Raw genomic sequence first — 15,198 nt, 5'->3', positions numbered from 1 at the left:
AAACGATGATAGAAAAACGAATTCCGATTCAAGTTGCTGAGGCAGTAGAGAGAGTAATGGAATATGCGAAGAATGGTGAAGTAGAAGAGGTTTCTATTACGGAAAGTTATGGGAGAATTCTTGGGGAGGATGTTGTCTCTGATCATGACGTTCCTCATTTTGATCGGTCTCCTTACGATGGTTTCGCAATTCGAGCAGAAGATACGGAAGAAGCGAATCAAGAGAATGCGATTGAGTTTGAAGTAATAGGGGAAATCGGGGCAGGATCTGTTTTTTTAGATGAAGTAGCGCCTTTTAAAGCGGTTCGTATTATGACGGGAGCAGCTATTCCAGAGGGTTGTAATGCAGTCGTAATGCTAGAGCTGACGGAGGGTTTTGAGAAGAACGGAAAAACATATATGAAGGTAAAGCGTCCGTTTAATAGTGGTGACAATGTGTCATTTAAAGGGGAAGATATAAAACAAAATCAAGTTCTCGTTAAGAAAGGCGTTGCAATTAATCCAGGTGTTGCGGCATTACTAGCAACGTTTGGATATAGCACTGTAAAAGTTGTAAAACAGCCTGTTGTCGGTATTGTAACGACAGGAAGTGAATTATTAGAAGTACATGAGCTGTTAGAACCAGGGAAAATTAGAAATAGTAACTCGTATATGATCGCAGCTCAAATTATGAAAGCTGGCGGGAAAGTTCGTTATTATGGTCAACTCGCGGATGAGTTAGATGCATGTTTTACAGCTGTTCAATCAGCGATGGATGAGGTCGACATTTTAATTACAACAGGCGGTGTATCAGTAGGAGATTATGACTACTTACCAGCTATTTATGAAAGATTACAGGCGAATGTACTCTTTAATAAAATAGCGATGAGACCAGGAAGTGTAACGACAGTAGCTGAAGTTGATGGAAAGTTACTTTTCGGCTTATCAGGGAATCCATCAGCTTGCTACGTAGGCTTTGAGCTATTTGTGCATCCGGTTATAAAGACATATTTGTATGTGAAAGAACCTCACATATATATAGCAGATGCTATTTTACAAAAAGATTTTCCGAAACCAAATCCGTTCACTCGTTTTGTAAGAGCAAAGGTAACAATCGCGGAAGGGGTATTACAAGCGATGCCGGTCGGTTTAGATAAATCGAGTGCGGTCTCTTCACTTGCCGATGCGAATGCTTTTATTGTATTGCCTGGAGGAACGAGAGGATTTGAAGCAGGGATGAAAGTATCTGTATTGTTGTTAGAGCACTCTGAGGGATGTGATTGGCCATGGGCAAAGCCCCTTCAATCTTACAAATAGTAGGGTATCAAAACAGCGGAAAAACGACACTTGTAGAGAAAATTGTGCATGTGTTAGCTGAAAGTGAAATGAAAGTTGCTACAATTAAACATCACGGGCACGGAGGTTTTCCGGAAGTAGCGCAAAAAGATAGCGAACGACACCGTAAAGCTGGTGCTATCGTAAGTGGTGTAGAAGGTGCTGGATTGCTTGCACTTTCTTCACTAAGAAAGAAATGGTCCTTGCAAGAAATTATTCGCTTATATGAGTTTTTTGAAGTGGATACAATTTTAATAGAGGGTTATAAAAAAGAGAACTATCCAAAAGTAGTGTTACTTCGTTCTGCGGAAGACGTTGAGCTTTTACATAAAGTAGAAAATATAGTAGCGATTATTACGTGGTATGATGCCCCGGCAAATATACGAGAAGAATATAAAGTATTTCATATAACAGAAGAAGAGTTGTACATAGACTGGTTTTTACAAACGGTTAGGAGTGCGAAATGACAAATATATATTATGAAGTAATTGATACAGAGATCTCGATTGAAGAGGTAACGAAGAAAGTAATTCGACGTGAATGCGGTGCTGTTACAACATTTATTGGAACGGTTAGAGAGTTTACGAAAGGCCGTCGTACATTATACTTAGAGTATGTTGCTTATAAGACGATGGCAGAAAAGATGCTAGAGAAAATTGGTCTGGAAGTGAAAGAGAAATGGCCAGGTACATATGTTGCGATTACACATCGCATCGGTACGTTGCAAATTTCTGATATAGCGGTTGTTGTTGCTGTTTCAACACCACACCGTAAAGCGGCTTATGAAGCGAACGAATATATTATGGAACGCATAAAACAAATTGTTCCGATTTGGAAAAAGGAGTTTTGGGAAGATGGTGACTCATGGATTGGTGATCAATTAGAAAAAACACCATATCCGGCGGGAGAGCCTGGGAAGGAGCTATAAGCATGATTCGAGTATTGTTATTTGCGCACCTGCAAGAAGAAGCAGGGACAAGTGAATTACGAATAGAGAAAGAAAATATTACGGTTGCACAGTTAAAAGATGTTGTTGCGAAAGAATATAATGTACCAGTTTCAGAGCCAATTATGGTTGCGATTAATGAAGAATACGCAAATGAAGATGACAGGGTCCAAGATGGTGATGTTGTTGCACTTATACCACCAGTGAGCGGTGGTTAATATTGGATTCATTAAAACGACTTTCCTACATAGGGAAAGTCGTTTTTTTATGGCAGTTTTGAGAACACTAATCTATAGAACAAGGAGGGAACTATGAAAAAAATATGTGTAGTTATCATAATGCTATGTGCGGCCTTTTTCTCTTCTCCAAGTGATTCTCTCGCGAAAGAATCAAGAGAACAGCTTTTAGAGAGTGCATTATCAAATAGGTACTATTCAGTTATTAGACAAGTGACAGAAGATCAATATGAATGTGTTTCAGTTATAAATATAAAGCGTCTCGGCAAGAAAGATGAATTTGTTCCTAGGTATGAAGTGAAGCTACAATTTCTTACATTTCAAGGAGCGCATAATCCGCCGAACGATAAAGTTACGCTTACTTTGGAAGATCATTTAGATCACGTAAAGATAAAGAAAGTGGAGCGAGAAAAGAAGGTTTCTGACGCTATTGCAGAAAAAGTTTGTGAACGGGAAAAAGAAAAAATAAAAGCTCACTCTAATGACTTAGAGTGATAACCTATGGCATTTAGTAAAGAAAGGTAATGAGTGATGGATATATTTTTAGCAATTTTACCAGCTATATTTTGGGGAAGTATTGTGCTATTTAACGTAAAACTGGGCGGGGGACCGTATAGTCAAACGCTCGGAACAACGTTTGGAGCACTTATTTTCTCAATTGTTGTTTATATTTTTATGAAGCCAGTATTAACACCTACCGTTATCGGAGTTGGAGTTGTGTCAGGTTTATTTTGGGCGCTTGGTCAGGCGAATCAATTGAAAAGTATTGATTTAATGGGTGTTTCGAGGACGATGCCAATTTCAACAGGACTTCAATTAGTCGCGACGACTTTATTTGGTGTTATCGTATTTCATGAATGGTCCACGACAATATCGGTCGTCCTTGGGATTTTAGCGCTCGTTTGTATTATTATCGGTGTTATTTTAACATCGCTTCAAAGTGAAGAAGAAAAGAATGCAGAGCAAGCAGCAAACTTTAAAAGAGGTATCGTAATTTTATTAATTTCAACAGTCGGTTATTTAGTTTACGTAGTAGTGATTAGGTTATTTAACGTAGATGGTTGGTCGGCTTTGTTGCCACAAGCAGTTGGTATGGTGTTAGGTGGGATTTTGCTTACCTTTAAGCATCATCCATTTAATAAATATGCAATTCGAAATATTATTCCAGGATTAATTTGGGCAGCTGGAAATATGTTTTTATTCATTTCGCAGCCGCGTGTTGGAGTCGCAACAAGTTTCTCGCTATCGCAAATGGGAATTATTATTTCCACGCTTGGTGGGATCCTTATATTAGGTGAAAAGAAAACGAAACGCCAATTAACGGGTATCGTTGTCGGTATCGTTTTTATTATCGCAGCCGGAATTATGTTAGGTATAGCCAAAAGTTAAAGGAGGTATGGAAATGTATAGTGATTTAGCAGGGAAAGTTGTCGTTATTACAGGATCAGCAACTGGTCTCGGAAGAGCGATGGGAGTGAGGTTTGCTAAGGAAAAAGCGAAAGTGGTTATTAATTATCGCTCACGAGAATCAGAAGCGAATGATGTGTTAGAAGAAATTAAAAAGGTAGGCGGAGAAGCGATTGCTGTAAAAGGTGATGTAACGGTCGAATCAGATGTGGCGAATCTCATTCAATCTGCTGTGAAAGAGTTTGGTACGCTTGACGTTATGATTAATAATGCAGGGATAGAAAACGCGGTACCGTCGCATGAAATGCCGCTTGAAGATTGGAATAGGGTAATTAATACAAATTTAACAGGTGCTTTTTTAGGAAGTCGTGAAGCGATTAAATATTTTGTAGAACATGATATTAAAGGGTCTGTCATTAATATGTCTAGTGTTCATGAGAAAATTCCGTGGCCACTATTTGTGCACTATGCAGCAAGTAAAGGCGGTATTAAACTGATGACAGAAACGTTAGCGCTAGAATATGCGCCAAAAGGTATTCGAGTAAATAATATTGGGCCAGGTGCAATTAATACGCCGATCAATGCAGAAAAATTTGCTGATCCTAAAAAACGTGCTGACGTAGAAAGTATGATACCGATGGGCTATATTGGAAAACCTGAAGAAATTGCAGCAGTAGCAACTTGGCTTGCTTCATCAGAGGCGAGTTACGTAACTGGAATTACGTTATTTGCAGATGGTGGAATGACTTTATACCCATCGTTTCAAGCTGGGCGTGGGTAATATGAAAAGGACAAAGAGTTTATCTCTTTGTCCTTTTTTTACAAAAAAAATAGCGTTTGGCTATTTAAAATTTAATGATTAATTGTATCTTGAAGAAATTCTGTTGCTTGATGTTCAGTAACATTTTGTACGAGCGCGACTTCGCTGATCATCATCTTTCGTGCATTATCTAGCATTTGTTTTTCGCTCGCATTTAATGCTCTCTCTTTATTACGGCGAAGTAAATCCCGAACCACTTCTGCGCTATCTTGTAAATTGCCATTTTTCATTTTTTCCATATTCATTGTATATCTTTGTTTCCATGAGAGTGATGGGTCTGCCTCCCCGTTTTGAAATTCAAGAAGTATATCATCTAACGTACCTCGATCAACGATATAACGAATACCTGATTTTTTTAATTGATCCATCGGAAGCATTACTTGCATATCTTTACTAATGATGCGTATCACACAATATTGACGTGAAGTACCTAATATTTCTTTCTCTTCAATTGCTTCGATGATTCCTGCACCGTGCATTGGATAAACGATTTTATCACCAATTTGAAACAAATCATCCACCTCCATATGTGGTAACCACTTTTAATGATAGCACACGTATGCAAAAATGTCAAATTTTATATAATAACATAATATTTATATTCGAGTCAATAATGTAAAGTGCTTTTTTTATGTTTTTTTGGGGATTTTATTTATAGTGATTTTTTTAGAAAAATAGTACAGGTGAAGAAAGAAGGCATATCCACTTATTTTTAAGCATAAAATGTAAAAGCGCTAATACAATATACCTAAATCCGTTCTTTGCAAAGGAGGGAGAGAAGGTGGGGCGCACAATAAAAATTGATATTACAAATAAAGTTGTAGCTAAATTTAGACCAAATTATTTGGAATTATATACGAGTAAATTTATGATAGGTAAGTTTTATGTCTATACTGAAGATAAAGAATATGTGTTAGAAGACGGATATATATATGAGAATGGAAAGTTTTATCGCATCATAGATACGCACCGTGGCAATAATCAAGCGGCGGAGGGCTGCGATCTAGGACGGTGTTAACATGATTCGTGTGAAAGTGTTTGATGAAAGTCACGAAAAAGACTTAGAAGATGCTGTAAATGTTTTTTTGAAAAAGATTGATGATAGCAACTTTGTAGATATTAAATATCAAGTTGGTGTTTCCATTAACGACGATGAAAACCAAATTTATTGTTTTTCAGCAATGATCGTTTATAAAGCATAAAAAAGAGCTGGGTGAGCCAGCTCTTTTTTATGCTTTATGTTGGGACAACATGTGTCGGTAATACGTTCATAATAGATTGGGTTGCGCCTAATTGCTTGGTCGTTAAAAGAGGCTCCCCTGTTTCGTGATTTTGGGCATCTTTACACATACCAAGGTGATAACGATCACCTAAAAATGGATCAATATAAAAACCATTTTTGAATACTTTATCATTTGGATGTTTTTCATGGTGAATATCAGAGCAGTTAATGCAATAGAACATAGCGTTCAACCCCTTTTTATTTTGTTTGAAAAAAGTGAGTTGGTAGTCATTTCGCTCCTAAGGAAATGTTGAGGAGAAGAGAAATAACTACCTACTCAAATGGTGGGCATATTCCTTCTGATTTGTCATATCTCGCGTATTGTCCCTGAGGGAAGGAGGAGAGACGAAGTACGCATGATATAAGTAAGGCGCTTCTTTCAATATGAATGATGGAGTTTCATGTTGAGAGAAGTTTTTATTTTGTATTGCCTTTGTGAGTATATTATGAGGAAATGCTAAGAGGGTGTTTGTCCTGTTGAAAAAATGTTGAGAATTTCTCAACAGTAAAAGAATTAGCGTTGACATGAAACTAAAAGGTGTTATATTATCAAAGTGTAACCAAAAGGTGTTATGTTATAACGCCGAGTAAAGGAGAATGAAAATGGAACAACAAAATACATTAAATGATATTAAACAAACAATCGTTTTTAACGCGTCTATTCAAAAGGTATGGAATGTAGTATCAACTGCAGAAGGGATCGCGTCATGGTTTATGCCAAATGATTTTGTATTAGAGGTAGGACATGAATTTCATGTGCAATCACCATTTGGGCCATCACCATGTAAAGTGTTAGAAATTGATGAGCCAAACCATTTATCTTTCTCATGGGATACAGATGGCTGGATTGTTTCATTTAATTTGAAAGACTTAGGAGATAACAAAACAGAATTTACGTTAATTCACGGCGGCTGGAAACATCCTGATGAAATTCTTCCGAAAGCAAATGCGAAGAGTTCTATTATTCGCGATAGAATGAGCGGTGGTTGGGTAGCGATTGTAAATGAAAAACTGAAAAAGGTTGTCGAAGGCTAAGTGTCCTCGTCAGCAGCGAAATATGATGTATTTCAAGCAATTGCTGATCCAACCCGCCGAGAAGTAATACGGTTATTAAGTGACAAAGAGTTACCGATTTCCAAAATAACGGATCATTTCCCGATGAGTCGTACTGCGGTTGTAAAGCACCTTCATATTCTTTCGGAAGCGAATTTAGTAAGTGGAAGAAAAAGCGGAAGAGAGAAGATATATCGTTTGCATCCAGAACCATTAGAAGAATTACAACAGTGGCTCTCGTATTATGAACGTTTTTGGGATAATAAATTATCCATGCTGAAACATATTGTGGAGAATGAAGAATAAAAAAAGGGTGACCAAAATGGTCATCCTTTTTATTGTTGCTCACTTGTTTGTGTAGCTGGCTTTAATAAAAGCCAAGCGATAATTAATGTAAATACTGCTAATACGAAAGTGCTCATATAAATGACGTGTACGCTTGATGCTAATGCGGATTGCGATTCGGTTACTACGTTTGCTGTAGTACCGCCATGTCCACCAGATACAAGATCAAGATTTTTAATACCACGTGCGTGAATCATCGTATTGAAGATTGTACCGAATATTGCAGCACCTAACGTTTGACTAAATGTATTAATAAATGTGTTTAAACCAACAGCTGTTCCGCGTGTATGAGCTGGTACGGCTGCTTGAATTGTTACCATGTAAATTGGTGTCACAAGCCCCATGCCTAAGCCGAATAATCCGACTGCTACATAAATAAGGAACGATGGTGAATTGGTTGATAGTGTAAATAATAAGAAGGTAGCGACTGATAAAATGCTAGCCCCAAGTAAAATGATTTGTTTCGTTTTTAATTTGCCTACTAAGTTACCAGAGAAAATAGCGCCAAATGTCCACATAACAGGGATTGGCATTAAAATAAGTCCAGCTTCTGTAGCATTTTTCCCTAATACACCTTGGCTCCAAATTGGAAGGTACATTGTAATACTAATAATCATTGCGCCAGCAATAAGAGTTAATATATTTATCGTAGATAATGTACGGTTAGAGAAAAGTGTTAAAGGAATTAATGGTTCCGGAGATTTTTTCTCGATGAACAAGAAAATAATGAATGAAATAGCGGCAAAGATTAATAGGCCGATAATTGTCATGTCTCCCCAGTTTTGCTTACTGCTACCTGTTAATAATGCATATAGTAGAGCGATTGTACTTAATGAGAAGACTGTTGCACCAAGATAATCGATATGATGTTTAGCAGGTTTAATAGATTCTTTGTAGTAAATTACAATCATTAAGCAAGCGATAATTCCGAATGGGACGTTTAAGAAGAAAATATAACGCCAAGAAAGAGAATCAACTAAAAATCCACCTACTAACGGTCCGATAACACCGGATACACCCCAAACGGCACTCATCCAACCTTGTGCTTTCGCGCGGTCTTTCGCTTCGCTATATAAGTCTCCAATAATCGTCATTGTGATTGGCATAACAGCACCAGCACCGATACCTTGAAGCGCGCGGAAGAAAATTAATTGTTCCATCGATGTAACGACTCCGCAAAGTGCAGAACCGACTAAAAAGATTGTAGCCCCGATTAGTAAAACCTTTTTACGACCGAATAAATCAGCGAGCTTTCCGTATATTGGAGTCGAAACAGCTGTTGCAAGCATATAAATTGCATATACCCAACTAACAAGTTCGACGCCTGACAAATCACTCGTTATACGAGGGATTGCTGTACTAACAATCGTTCCTTCTACCGCAGAAAGAAACGTCATTAACATTAAAGACATCATGACTTTTTTTCTCATTTGTTTTCCCCTTACCCTTTTTTAAATATTCAACAATATAAAATATAAAGGTACTAAGGTAAATAAAGCAACAAAAAAGCAATGGAAAGTTACATGGAGCAGATATTTGTCGCTTCTTGTCGGTAAGTCGATATATTTGAGAAATCGCCGATATAAGTTGTAGAATCGCTGATAAATTTGGGGAATCGCGGATATAATTACAGAATCGCTGATATATCTGTGGAATCACCGATAATAATTTCATGTACCTATAAAAAAGAAACAGGAATCCCTGTTTCTTTTTTAATATTGCATTTTCGCGTTTTCTCCAGCTGTCGTTCCAGCAATTCTACCAGTAACAAGGGCTGATGTAATATTATAGCCACCAGTATAACCGTGGATATCAAGAACTTCTCCGCAGAAATATAAGCCGTTCGTGAATTTAGAAGACATTTCTTTCGGATTAATTTCTTTCACGGATACACCTCCGCCAGTAACGAATGCTTTTTCAATTGACTGCGTACCATTTACATTTACAGTAAACTCTTTAAAGTCTTTTGCAAGTGCACGAATCTTTTCGTGAGAAACTTGTCCAGCTTGTTCACTACCGTCAATTTCATTTTTTTCCAATAAGAATAGGAAGTAACGTTCAGGGACATAACCTTTTAAAACGTTTTTAATTCCTTTTTTCGGATCTTCTTTCATTTGTTTCAGCATGCGCTGAAATAGTTGTTCACTATTTTCCTCTGGCAATGCATCAATACTCATTTGTATTGTATTCGTTTTAAACTTTTTCAGTGCTTTCACGACGAATTGACTACAGCGAAGAGCAGCAGGACCAGATAGGCCGAAATGAGTGAAGAGCATGTCCATTTTGTGAGAAATGATAGCTTTTCCTTTCGGGTTTAATACGCTTAAGTTTATATCACGTAAAGCAAGACCTTGTAATGAGCGATCACGTATAAACGGCTCGTTTGAAAGAATAGGTACTTCTGTTGGGAATAATTCTGTAATTGTATGACCTGCTTTTTCAGCCCAAGCGTATCCGTCTCCAGTGGAACCAGTTTGAGGAACGGATTTTCCGCCAACAGCGATAACGACGTGATTTGTTTCTAACACTTCGCCTGTTTGCAGTACAACTGCTTTCGTTTGACCATTTTCATATTCAATCGTTTCAACAGGCGTATTTGTACGGATTTTTACACCTAAGTTTTTTAATCGTATTAAAAGTGCGTCTACAACAGATTGCGCTTTGTTTGACACGGGGAACATGCGACCGTGGTCTTCTTCTTTCAATTTAACACCAAGATTTTCGAAGAATGTAATAATATCTTCATTATTAAAAATAGAAAAAGCGCTGTATAAGAAGCGACCGTTTCCTGGTATATGTTTAACAATTTCATCAAGTGGTAGACGGTTCGTTACGTTACAGCGCCCGCCACCAGAAATTGCAAGTTTACGCCCGAGTTTATTTCCTTTATCAAGAAGCAAGACATTTGCGCCTTCTTCTGCAGCACCAATTGCAGCCATTAGCCCAGAAGGACCGCCGCCGATGACAATAACATCATAATGCATAATATATCGACCTCATTTTCTACATTTCCTGCCTAAAAGAATAGCATGTTTTCCCTTAAAAGAAAAATAGAGTGAAGTACTGCTTAATGAGAGAATTGTGGTACAATACAAAAGTTAGAGTTCAGCACTATCCTGCTATTTGTAGGCGATAAGACTAAAACCTCAAGATTTAGGAGAAGTAAATAGGGAGTCTGTTAGCCTGTAAATGCTCGAATGGTTCAACTAATAAGGAGTAGGAGAGAAGTCTCCAACTAATTATAGTTTCACTTTATGTAGATGTAGGAGGATTTTTGTATGTCCGATTCGAAATTTCTGCGCGGAACGCTTATTGTTACGCTAGGGACATTTTTAGTAAAGTTCTTAGGCATGATTTACGTCTTTCCGTTTCATGCATTAGTAGGCACAGAAGGCGGAACGCTCTATACATATGGATACATTCCATATACGATCTTTTTAAGTATCGCAACGGCAGGTGTGCCGCTTGCTGTTTCAAAATTTGTTTCCAAATATAATGCGCTTGGCGATTATAAAACGAGCCGGAGAATGTTCCGCTCGGGAATGGTTATGATGATAGTAACAGGAATTCTTTCGTTCCTAGTACTGTACATGACGGCACCGTTGTTTGCAGAAGCGATGCTTGGTAAACAAAGTATACACAATAATGTAGGAGAAGTTACGACGATTATTCGTCTTGTAAGTTTCGCACTTATTGTTGTACCAGCAGCGAGTTTAATTCGTGGTTATTTCCAAGGTCACCAGTCTATGGGACCAACTACCGTTTCACAAATTATTGAACAAATTATTCGTATCGTCTTTTTATTAGCAGGTAGTTTTATCGTTATTAAAGTACTTGGCGGTACAGTTGCAACAGCAGTTGGAGTAGCAACATTTGCTGCGTTCGTTTCAGCGGTTGGAGCACTCGGTGTGTTAATTTGGTACTGGTTAAAACGTAAAAAATATTTGGATCAATATTTAATTGAACAAACTGTACCAGAATCAACAGTAAGTACTGTTCAATTGTTTAAAGAGTTATTCGCATATGCGATTCCTTACGTTGTAATTGGGTTAACAATTCCTTTATATCAACAAATTGATACATTGACATTTAACTCAATTATGCAGGCGATTGGTCAAGGGGATATCGCAGAGCGAGCGCTTGGTATTTTCACAATGTGGACGCATAAGTTAATTATGATTCCTGTATCACTTGCAACAGCGTTTAGTTTAACGCTTGTACCAGCAATTACAAAATCATTTACTGAAAAACAATACCGCTATTTGAAATTACAAATTACACAAACATTCCAGGCAAATATGTTTTTAACATTGCCAGCAGTTATCGGTATTTCAACACTTGCATATCCAATTTACACTGCTTTCTATGACTCAGATCCATTAGGTGGACAAGTATTAATGTGGTATGCACCAGTTGCATTGTTATTTGCTTTATTTACTGTAACAGCGGCAATTCTTCAAGGGATTAATCAGCAAAAGCATGCGATTGTCGCGCTTGTTATGGGTGTTATTTTGAAATTTGTATGTAACGTAATCTTTATTCGTTATTTCGGTACAGTAGGAGCAATTCTAGCGACCGCAGTTGGTTTCTTAGCTTCTGTTTGGTATACAAATCGACAAATTAAAAAATACGCACACTATTCATTCGGTGTTGTATATAAAAGAACATTCCAAATTGCAGTACTGACACTTATAATGGTCGTTGCTGTAAAACTATCACAATGGCTTCTATCCTTCATGATTTCGCCTGATGGCCGTATTGGTGCTCTTATAACAGTTGCGATTTGTGCAGGTATTGGTGGTCTTGTTTACGGATTGTTAGCAATTCGCACAGGAGTACTTGAAAGAGTATTTGGCGGAGAAGCATTAGATAAAATTCAACGTAAACTTGGTAGTAGATTTAAAATAAAGTTGAAATCAAGAGGGGCGTAATTACGTCCCCTTTTCTATGATAAATAAAGAAGGTGAAAAGCGTGAGATTAGATAAATTATTAGCGAATATGGGATATGGAAGTAGAAAAGAAGTAAAGAAATTATTGAAGGATGGCGTTGTGAAAATTGATGGAACGCCAGTAAAAGATGCGAAAGTTCATGTAAATGTAGAAGAGCAAGAAGTTATGATTCACGGTGAAGTTGTGGAATACAAAGAGTTTGTTTACTTAATGATGCATAAACCACAAGGTGTTATTTCAGCGACGGAAGATGATAACCATGAAACAGTAATAGATTTATTAGAATTAGAAGATGCAATCTTTGATCCGTTCCCAGTTGGACGACTTGATATCGATACGGAAGGTTTCTTATTGATAACAAATGATGGGAAGTTATCACATCAATTATTATCTCCGAAAAAGCATGTGCCGAAAAAATATTATGCACACGTTGCAGGAGTAGTAACAGAAGAGGATGTAAAAGAGTTTGCTAAAGGTGTTATCTTAGACGATGGCTATGAAACAAAGCCAGGTGCGCTTACAATATTGAAAAGCGATGATATTTCCGAAATTGAGCTTGTGATTACAGAAGGGAAATTCCATCAAGTGAAGCGTATGTTTGAAGCGGTAGGGAAAAAAGTAGTCTATCTAAAGAGAACAGAGATGGGTCCGTTAGTATTAGATGAAGAACTAGAACTTGGACAATACCGAGAGCTAACAGATGAAGAAGTAGAAATGTTAAAAACATATCAAGTAGATACTGAAAAGTAGTACTTTTATAGGCGCAGAAAAGACCCCTTTCTAATAGTTAGAAAGGGGTATGTATTTATTTACATACAATTATTTTTCGTTATGAGGTCATTCTCACTTTCTTTCCTGTTGTTGTCCACTTACCGCGGCAAGGGCTATACACGAGTTCATTAAACTGCAACACATTTAGATCACGTTGTATCGTTCGCGGTGTGATCCCGAACTCATCTACAAGGTCTTTCGTCGTTACCGTTCCGTTTTCATTGATGTACATATAAATTGATTTAATGCGTGTTAGCATACGAGTAGTTGTAGGTTTCAAGAGAAAACCACTCCTCTACTAGTTTTTTTGACCCCATTCAGGAAAGAAGGTCGTTACTACCATTGTACTCTACATGATAAAATTCATGCTTTAATCTACTTAAATTTTACAAAAGTTTAACAAAAATTCATATAGAAAAATATTGGTAGTTGACATTGTATATATGGTCAGTCAACTAACACATAAAATTCTACGTAAAACGCCAAATTCCTGCAAAATTTTTTGAAAAAACAAAAGAAAAACTAATAAGAAATGTCTGAAATATTACAATTGTTCGGTATTTATTTTTCGTGTATGGCATAAGGGATTTCGGTTTGCTATGATGAAAGAGATAATATAGTGAAGGATGGATGCGTGATGTCAGCGATTAATTGGACAGAAGAAGTGGCAAAACGAAAAGATGATTTAATTCGTGATACACAACAATTTTTACAAATTAAAAGTGTATGGGAAGAAGAATCGGCGAAAGAGGGCGCACCATTCGGTGAAGGTGTAGAAAAAGCGCTATCTTTCATGTTATATAAAGGAGAAGCTGAAGGTTTTGCTTCTAAAAATTTAGAAGGATACGCAGGTCATCTTGAAATGGGACAAGGAGAAGAATTAGTAGGTATTCTTTGTCACGTTGATGTTGTACCAGAAGGAGATGGCTGGACGACTCCCGCATATAGTGCGGATATTCGCGATGGAAAGATTTTTGCACGTGGTGCAATTGACGATAAAGGCCCAACGATGGCAGCATATTATGCGATGAAAATTGTGAAAGAATTAGGCTTACCTCTTTCAAAACGTGTTCGTATGATTATAGGAACAGATGAGGAAAGCAATTGGAAATGTGTAGATCACTACTTTAAAAACGAAGAAATGCCAACAATCGGTTTTGCACCAGATGCAGACTTTCCAATTATTAATGCAGAAAAAGGAATTTCTGATATACAAGTTGTGCAAAATGGAAGTGAAGAGAAAAAAGGTACATATGAACTTGTTTCATTTGATTCAGGGCGCCGTTTAAATATGGTTCCTGATTTTGCAGAAGTGGTTATTACAGGAGAAGATGTAAATGCACTTACAGTAGCATATGAAGAATATTTACAAACTGCTAAAAAAATAGGGAAATCGACTATAGAAGGAAATACAGTGACATTGCAAATAAAAGGAATTTCAGCGCACGGATCTACTCCTGAAAAAGGAGAAAATGCAGGTTTATTATTAGCAAACTTCTTAACTACAGTTTCACTTGATGGAAAAGCAACTGCATTTGCGACATTTGCAACAGAAACATTTACTGGTGATATTTTTGGTGAAAAAGCTACTATTGCTTATAAAGATGAAATTAGCGGTCCGTTAACAGTGAATGTCGGTCGCCTTTCTTATACGAAAGAAAATGGTGGTAACTTAGGTCTAAACGTACGTTACCCGGTTACAACTAACTTTGAAGAAACAATTGCGAAGTTGAAAGAGTATGTTGGTACGCATGCATTTGAAGTAGCTGACTATTCTAATTCACGCCCGCATCACGTTGATAAAGACCACGTATTAATTCGTACGTTGCAACGTGTATATGAGGAACAAACAGGTGAAAAAGCAGAACTATTAGCAATCGGCGGAGGTACTTATGCTCGCTCATTAAAAGCTGGTGTGGCATTTGGACCGCTATTCCCTGGAAAAGAAGAACTTGCGCATCAAAAAGATGAGTACATTGAAATTGAAGACTTATTAAAAGCAACAGCAATTTATGCGCAAGCAATTCATGAACTAGCGAAGTAAAGTGAAACTTTAATCGCCGATATATGAATA

At 37.3% G+C, this 15,198-nt stretch carries 19 protein-coding genes; 14 read left to right on the top strand and 5 right to left on the bottom strand.

Annotated elements, in window-relative coordinates; all coding sequences use genetic code 11:
- Positions 1 to 5: 5 nt before the first annotated feature.
- From MHI26_RS24215 to MHI26_RS24185, 7 genes are all read left to right on the top strand, one after another.
- The gene (locus MHI26_RS24215; protein WP_061667148.1) at positions 6 to 1,295 is read left to right on the top strand and encodes a molybdopterin molybdotransferase MoeA; all 1,290 of its coding nucleotides are present in this window, start codon (positions 6 to 8) and stop codon (positions 1,293 to 1,295) included.
- Positions 1,265 to 1,780 (top strand): molybdopterin-guanine dinucleotide biosynthesis protein B, encoded by a 516-nt coding sequence (gene mobB, locus MHI26_RS24210; protein ID WP_000513627.1) that lies wholly within the window; start codon positions 1,265 to 1,267, stop codon positions 1,778 to 1,780. Before MHI26_RS24215 ends, mobB begins: the two co-directional genes overlap by 31 nt.
- On the top strand, positions 1,777 to 2,241 hold the full coding sequence (moaE, locus tag MHI26_RS24205; RefSeq protein WP_061667149.1) for a molybdopterin synthase catalytic subunit MoaE: 465 nt from the start codon (positions 1,777 to 1,779) through the stop codon (positions 2,239 to 2,241). Before mobB ends, moaE begins: the two co-directional genes overlap by 4 nt.
- Before the next feature lie 2 nt (positions 2,242 to 2,243).
- Positions 2,244 to 2,477: a molybdopterin converting factor subunit 1 gene (gene moaD, locus MHI26_RS24200; RefSeq protein ID WP_000621782.1), complete on the top strand. Its 234-nt coding sequence runs from the start codon at positions 2,244 to 2,246 to the stop codon at positions 2,475 to 2,477.
- Between the two features lie 93 nt (positions 2,478 to 2,570).
- Positions 2,571 to 2,990, top strand: coding sequence for a DUF3888 domain-containing protein (locus MHI26_RS24195; RefSeq protein ID WP_061667150.1), 420 nt, complete (start codon positions 2,571 to 2,573; stop codon positions 2,988 to 2,990).
- 36 nt (positions 2,991 to 3,026) lie between these two features.
- The gene (glcU, locus tag MHI26_RS24190) at positions 3,027 to 3,884 is read left to right on the top strand and encodes a glucose uptake protein GlcU (RefSeq protein ID WP_000350861.1); all 858 of its coding nucleotides are present in this window, start codon (positions 3,027 to 3,029) and stop codon (positions 3,882 to 3,884) included.
- Between the two features lie 13 nt (positions 3,885 to 3,897).
- Positions 3,898 to 4,683: a glucose 1-dehydrogenase gene (locus MHI26_RS24185; protein WP_061667151.1), complete on the top strand. Its 786-nt coding sequence runs from the start codon at positions 3,898 to 3,900 to the stop codon at positions 4,681 to 4,683.
- Between the two features lie 71 nt (positions 4,684 to 4,754).
- Here MHI26_RS24185 and MHI26_RS24180 read toward each other — a convergent pair whose 3' ends face one another.
- Complete coding sequence (locus MHI26_RS24180; RefSeq protein ID WP_000451440.1) at positions 4,755 to 5,249, bottom strand: CarD family transcriptional regulator; 495 nt, start codon at positions 5,247 to 5,249, stop codon at positions 4,755 to 4,757.
- A gap of 254 nt (positions 5,250 to 5,503) precedes the next feature.
- Between MHI26_RS24180 and MHI26_RS24175 the strand changes: the two genes are divergently transcribed.
- Entirely contained in the window at positions 5,504 to 5,740 is a 237-nt protein-coding gene (locus MHI26_RS24175) for a DUF2553 family protein (protein ID WP_000533803.1), read from the top strand.
- Position 5,741: 1 nt separating this feature from the next.
- Positions 5,742 to 5,924 (top strand): sporulation protein Cse60, encoded by a 183-nt coding sequence (locus MHI26_RS24170; protein WP_000621751.1) that lies wholly within the window; start codon positions 5,742 to 5,744, stop codon positions 5,922 to 5,924.
- A gap of 34 nt (positions 5,925 to 5,958) precedes the next feature.
- Here MHI26_RS24170 and MHI26_RS24165 read toward each other — a convergent pair whose 3' ends face one another.
- A complete protein-coding gene (locus MHI26_RS24165) occupies positions 5,959 to 6,186 on the bottom strand; it encodes a DUF3973 domain-containing protein (RefSeq protein WP_000498991.1) in 228 nt (75 codons plus the stop codon).
- 421 nt (positions 6,187 to 6,607) lie between these two features.
- Between MHI26_RS24165 and MHI26_RS24160 the strand changes: the two genes are divergently transcribed.
- Positions 6,608 to 7,039, top strand: coding sequence for an SRPBCC family protein (locus MHI26_RS24160; RefSeq protein WP_000437760.1), 432 nt, complete (start codon positions 6,608 to 6,610; stop codon positions 7,037 to 7,039).
- Positions 7,040 to 7,363: an ArsR/SmtB family transcription factor gene (locus MHI26_RS24155; protein WP_000098837.1), complete on the top strand. Its 324-nt coding sequence runs from the start codon at positions 7,040 to 7,042 to the stop codon at positions 7,361 to 7,363.
- A 29-nt stretch (positions 7,364 to 7,392) separates the two neighbouring features.
- Here MHI26_RS24155 and MHI26_RS24150 read toward each other — a convergent pair whose 3' ends face one another.
- Both MHI26_RS24150 and MHI26_RS24145 read right to left on the bottom strand, forming a co-directional pair.
- Complete coding sequence (locus MHI26_RS24150; RefSeq protein ID WP_001228031.1) at positions 7,393 to 8,832, bottom strand: MDR family MFS transporter; 1,440 nt, start codon at positions 8,830 to 8,832, stop codon at positions 7,393 to 7,395.
- A 282-nt stretch (positions 8,833 to 9,114) separates the two neighbouring features.
- Positions 9,115 to 10,386, bottom strand: coding sequence for a BaiN/RdsA family NAD(P)/FAD-dependent oxidoreductase (locus tag MHI26_RS24145; RefSeq protein ID WP_061667152.1), 1,272 nt, complete (start codon positions 10,384 to 10,386; stop codon positions 9,115 to 9,117).
- 294 nt (positions 10,387 to 10,680) lie between these two features.
- Here MHI26_RS24145 and MHI26_RS24140 point away from each other — a divergent pair, with 294 nt between their 5' ends.
- Together MHI26_RS24140 and MHI26_RS24135 are read left to right on the top strand one after the other, a co-directional pair.
- Positions 10,681 to 12,333 carry a putative polysaccharide biosynthesis protein gene (locus MHI26_RS24140; RefSeq protein WP_061667153.1) on the top strand — a complete coding sequence of 551 codons (1,653 nt, stop codon included), beginning with the start codon at positions 10,681 to 10,683 and terminating at the stop codon, positions 12,331 to 12,333.
- A gap of 41 nt (positions 12,334 to 12,374) precedes the next feature.
- The gene (locus tag MHI26_RS24135; protein ID WP_001234947.1) at positions 12,375 to 13,103 is read left to right on the top strand and encodes a pseudouridine synthase; all 729 of its coding nucleotides are present in this window, start codon (positions 12,375 to 12,377) and stop codon (positions 13,101 to 13,103) included.
- 79 nt (positions 13,104 to 13,182) lie between these two features.
- Here the strand turns inward: MHI26_RS24135 and MHI26_RS24130 are convergent, their stop codons facing one another.
- Entirely contained in the window at positions 13,183 to 13,404 is a 222-nt protein-coding gene (locus tag MHI26_RS24130) for a DeoR family transcriptional regulator (protein ID WP_000805512.1), read from the bottom strand.
- Between the two features lie 357 nt (positions 13,405 to 13,761).
- Here MHI26_RS24130 and pepV point away from each other — a divergent pair, with 357 nt between their 5' ends.
- On the top strand, positions 13,762 to 15,168 hold the full coding sequence (gene pepV / locus MHI26_RS24125) for a dipeptidase PepV (protein WP_061667154.1): 1,407 nt from the start codon (positions 13,762 to 13,764) through the stop codon (positions 15,166 to 15,168).
- Positions 15,169 to 15,198 lie beyond the last annotated feature (30 nt).

Origin of the sequence: Bacillus sp. FSL K6-1218 (assembly GCF_038006445.1) — a bacterium.
Classification (GTDB): Bacteria; Bacillota; Bacilli; order Bacillales; family Bacillaceae_G; genus Bacillus_A; species Bacillus_A thuringiensis_S.
The sequence above is the reverse complement of the archived record's forward strand: the minus strand, read 5'-3'. Positions and strand labels throughout refer to the sequence as shown.

What these genes read in the sequence shown, in the direction of transcription:
- pepV (WP_061667154.1), top strand. Translation starts at nt 13,762, where the DNA reads ATGTCAGCGATTAATTGGACAGAAGAAGTGGCAAAACGAAAAGATGAT.
- MHI26_RS24160 (WP_000437760.1), top strand. Translation starts at nt 6,608, where the DNA reads ATGGAACAACAAAATACATTAAATGATATTAAACAAACAATCGTTTTT.
- moaE (WP_061667149.1), top strand. Translation starts at nt 1,777, where the DNA reads ATGACAAATATATATTATGAAGTAATTGATACAGAGATCTCGATTGAA.
- MHI26_RS24140 (WP_061667153.1), top strand. Translation starts at nt 10,681, where the DNA reads ATGTCCGATTCGAAATTTCTGCGCGGAACGCTTATTGTTACGCTAGGG.
- MHI26_RS24185 (WP_061667151.1), top strand. Translation starts at nt 3,898, where the DNA reads ATGTATAGTGATTTAGCAGGGAAAGTTGTCGTTATTACAGGATCAGCA.
- MHI26_RS24145 (WP_061667152.1), bottom strand. Translation starts at nt 10,386, where the DNA reads ATGCATTATGATGTTATTGTCATCGGCGGCGGTCCTTCTGGGCTAATG.
- MHI26_RS24180 (WP_000451440.1), bottom strand. Translation starts at nt 5,249, where the DNA reads ATGGAGGTGGATGATTTGTTTCAAATTGGTGATAAAATCGTTTATCCA.
- glcU (WP_000350861.1), top strand. Translation starts at nt 3,027, where the DNA reads ATGGATATATTTTTAGCAATTTTACCAGCTATATTTTGGGGAAGTATT.
- MHI26_RS24165 (WP_000498991.1), bottom strand. Translation starts at nt 6,186, where the DNA reads ATGTTCTATTGCATTAACTGCTCTGATATTCACCATGAAAAACATCCA.
- MHI26_RS24170 (WP_000621751.1), top strand. Translation starts at nt 5,742, where the DNA reads ATGATTCGTGTGAAAGTGTTTGATGAAAGTCACGAAAAAGACTTAGAA.
- MHI26_RS24150 (WP_001228031.1), bottom strand. Translation starts at nt 8,832, where the DNA reads ATGAGAAAAAAAGTCATGATGTCTTTAATGTTAATGACGTTTCTTTCT.
- moaD (WP_000621782.1), top strand. Translation starts at nt 2,244, where the DNA reads ATGATTCGAGTATTGTTATTTGCGCACCTGCAAGAAGAAGCAGGGACA.
- MHI26_RS24195 (WP_061667150.1), top strand. Translation starts at nt 2,571, where the DNA reads ATGAAAAAAATATGTGTAGTTATCATAATGCTATGTGCGGCCTTTTTC.
- MHI26_RS24215 (WP_061667148.1), top strand. Translation starts at nt 6, where the DNA reads ATGATAGAAAAACGAATTCCGATTCAAGTTGCTGAGGCAGTAGAGAGA.
- mobB (WP_000513627.1), top strand. Translation starts at nt 1,265, where the DNA reads ATGGGCAAAGCCCCTTCAATCTTACAAATAGTAGGGTATCAAAACAGC.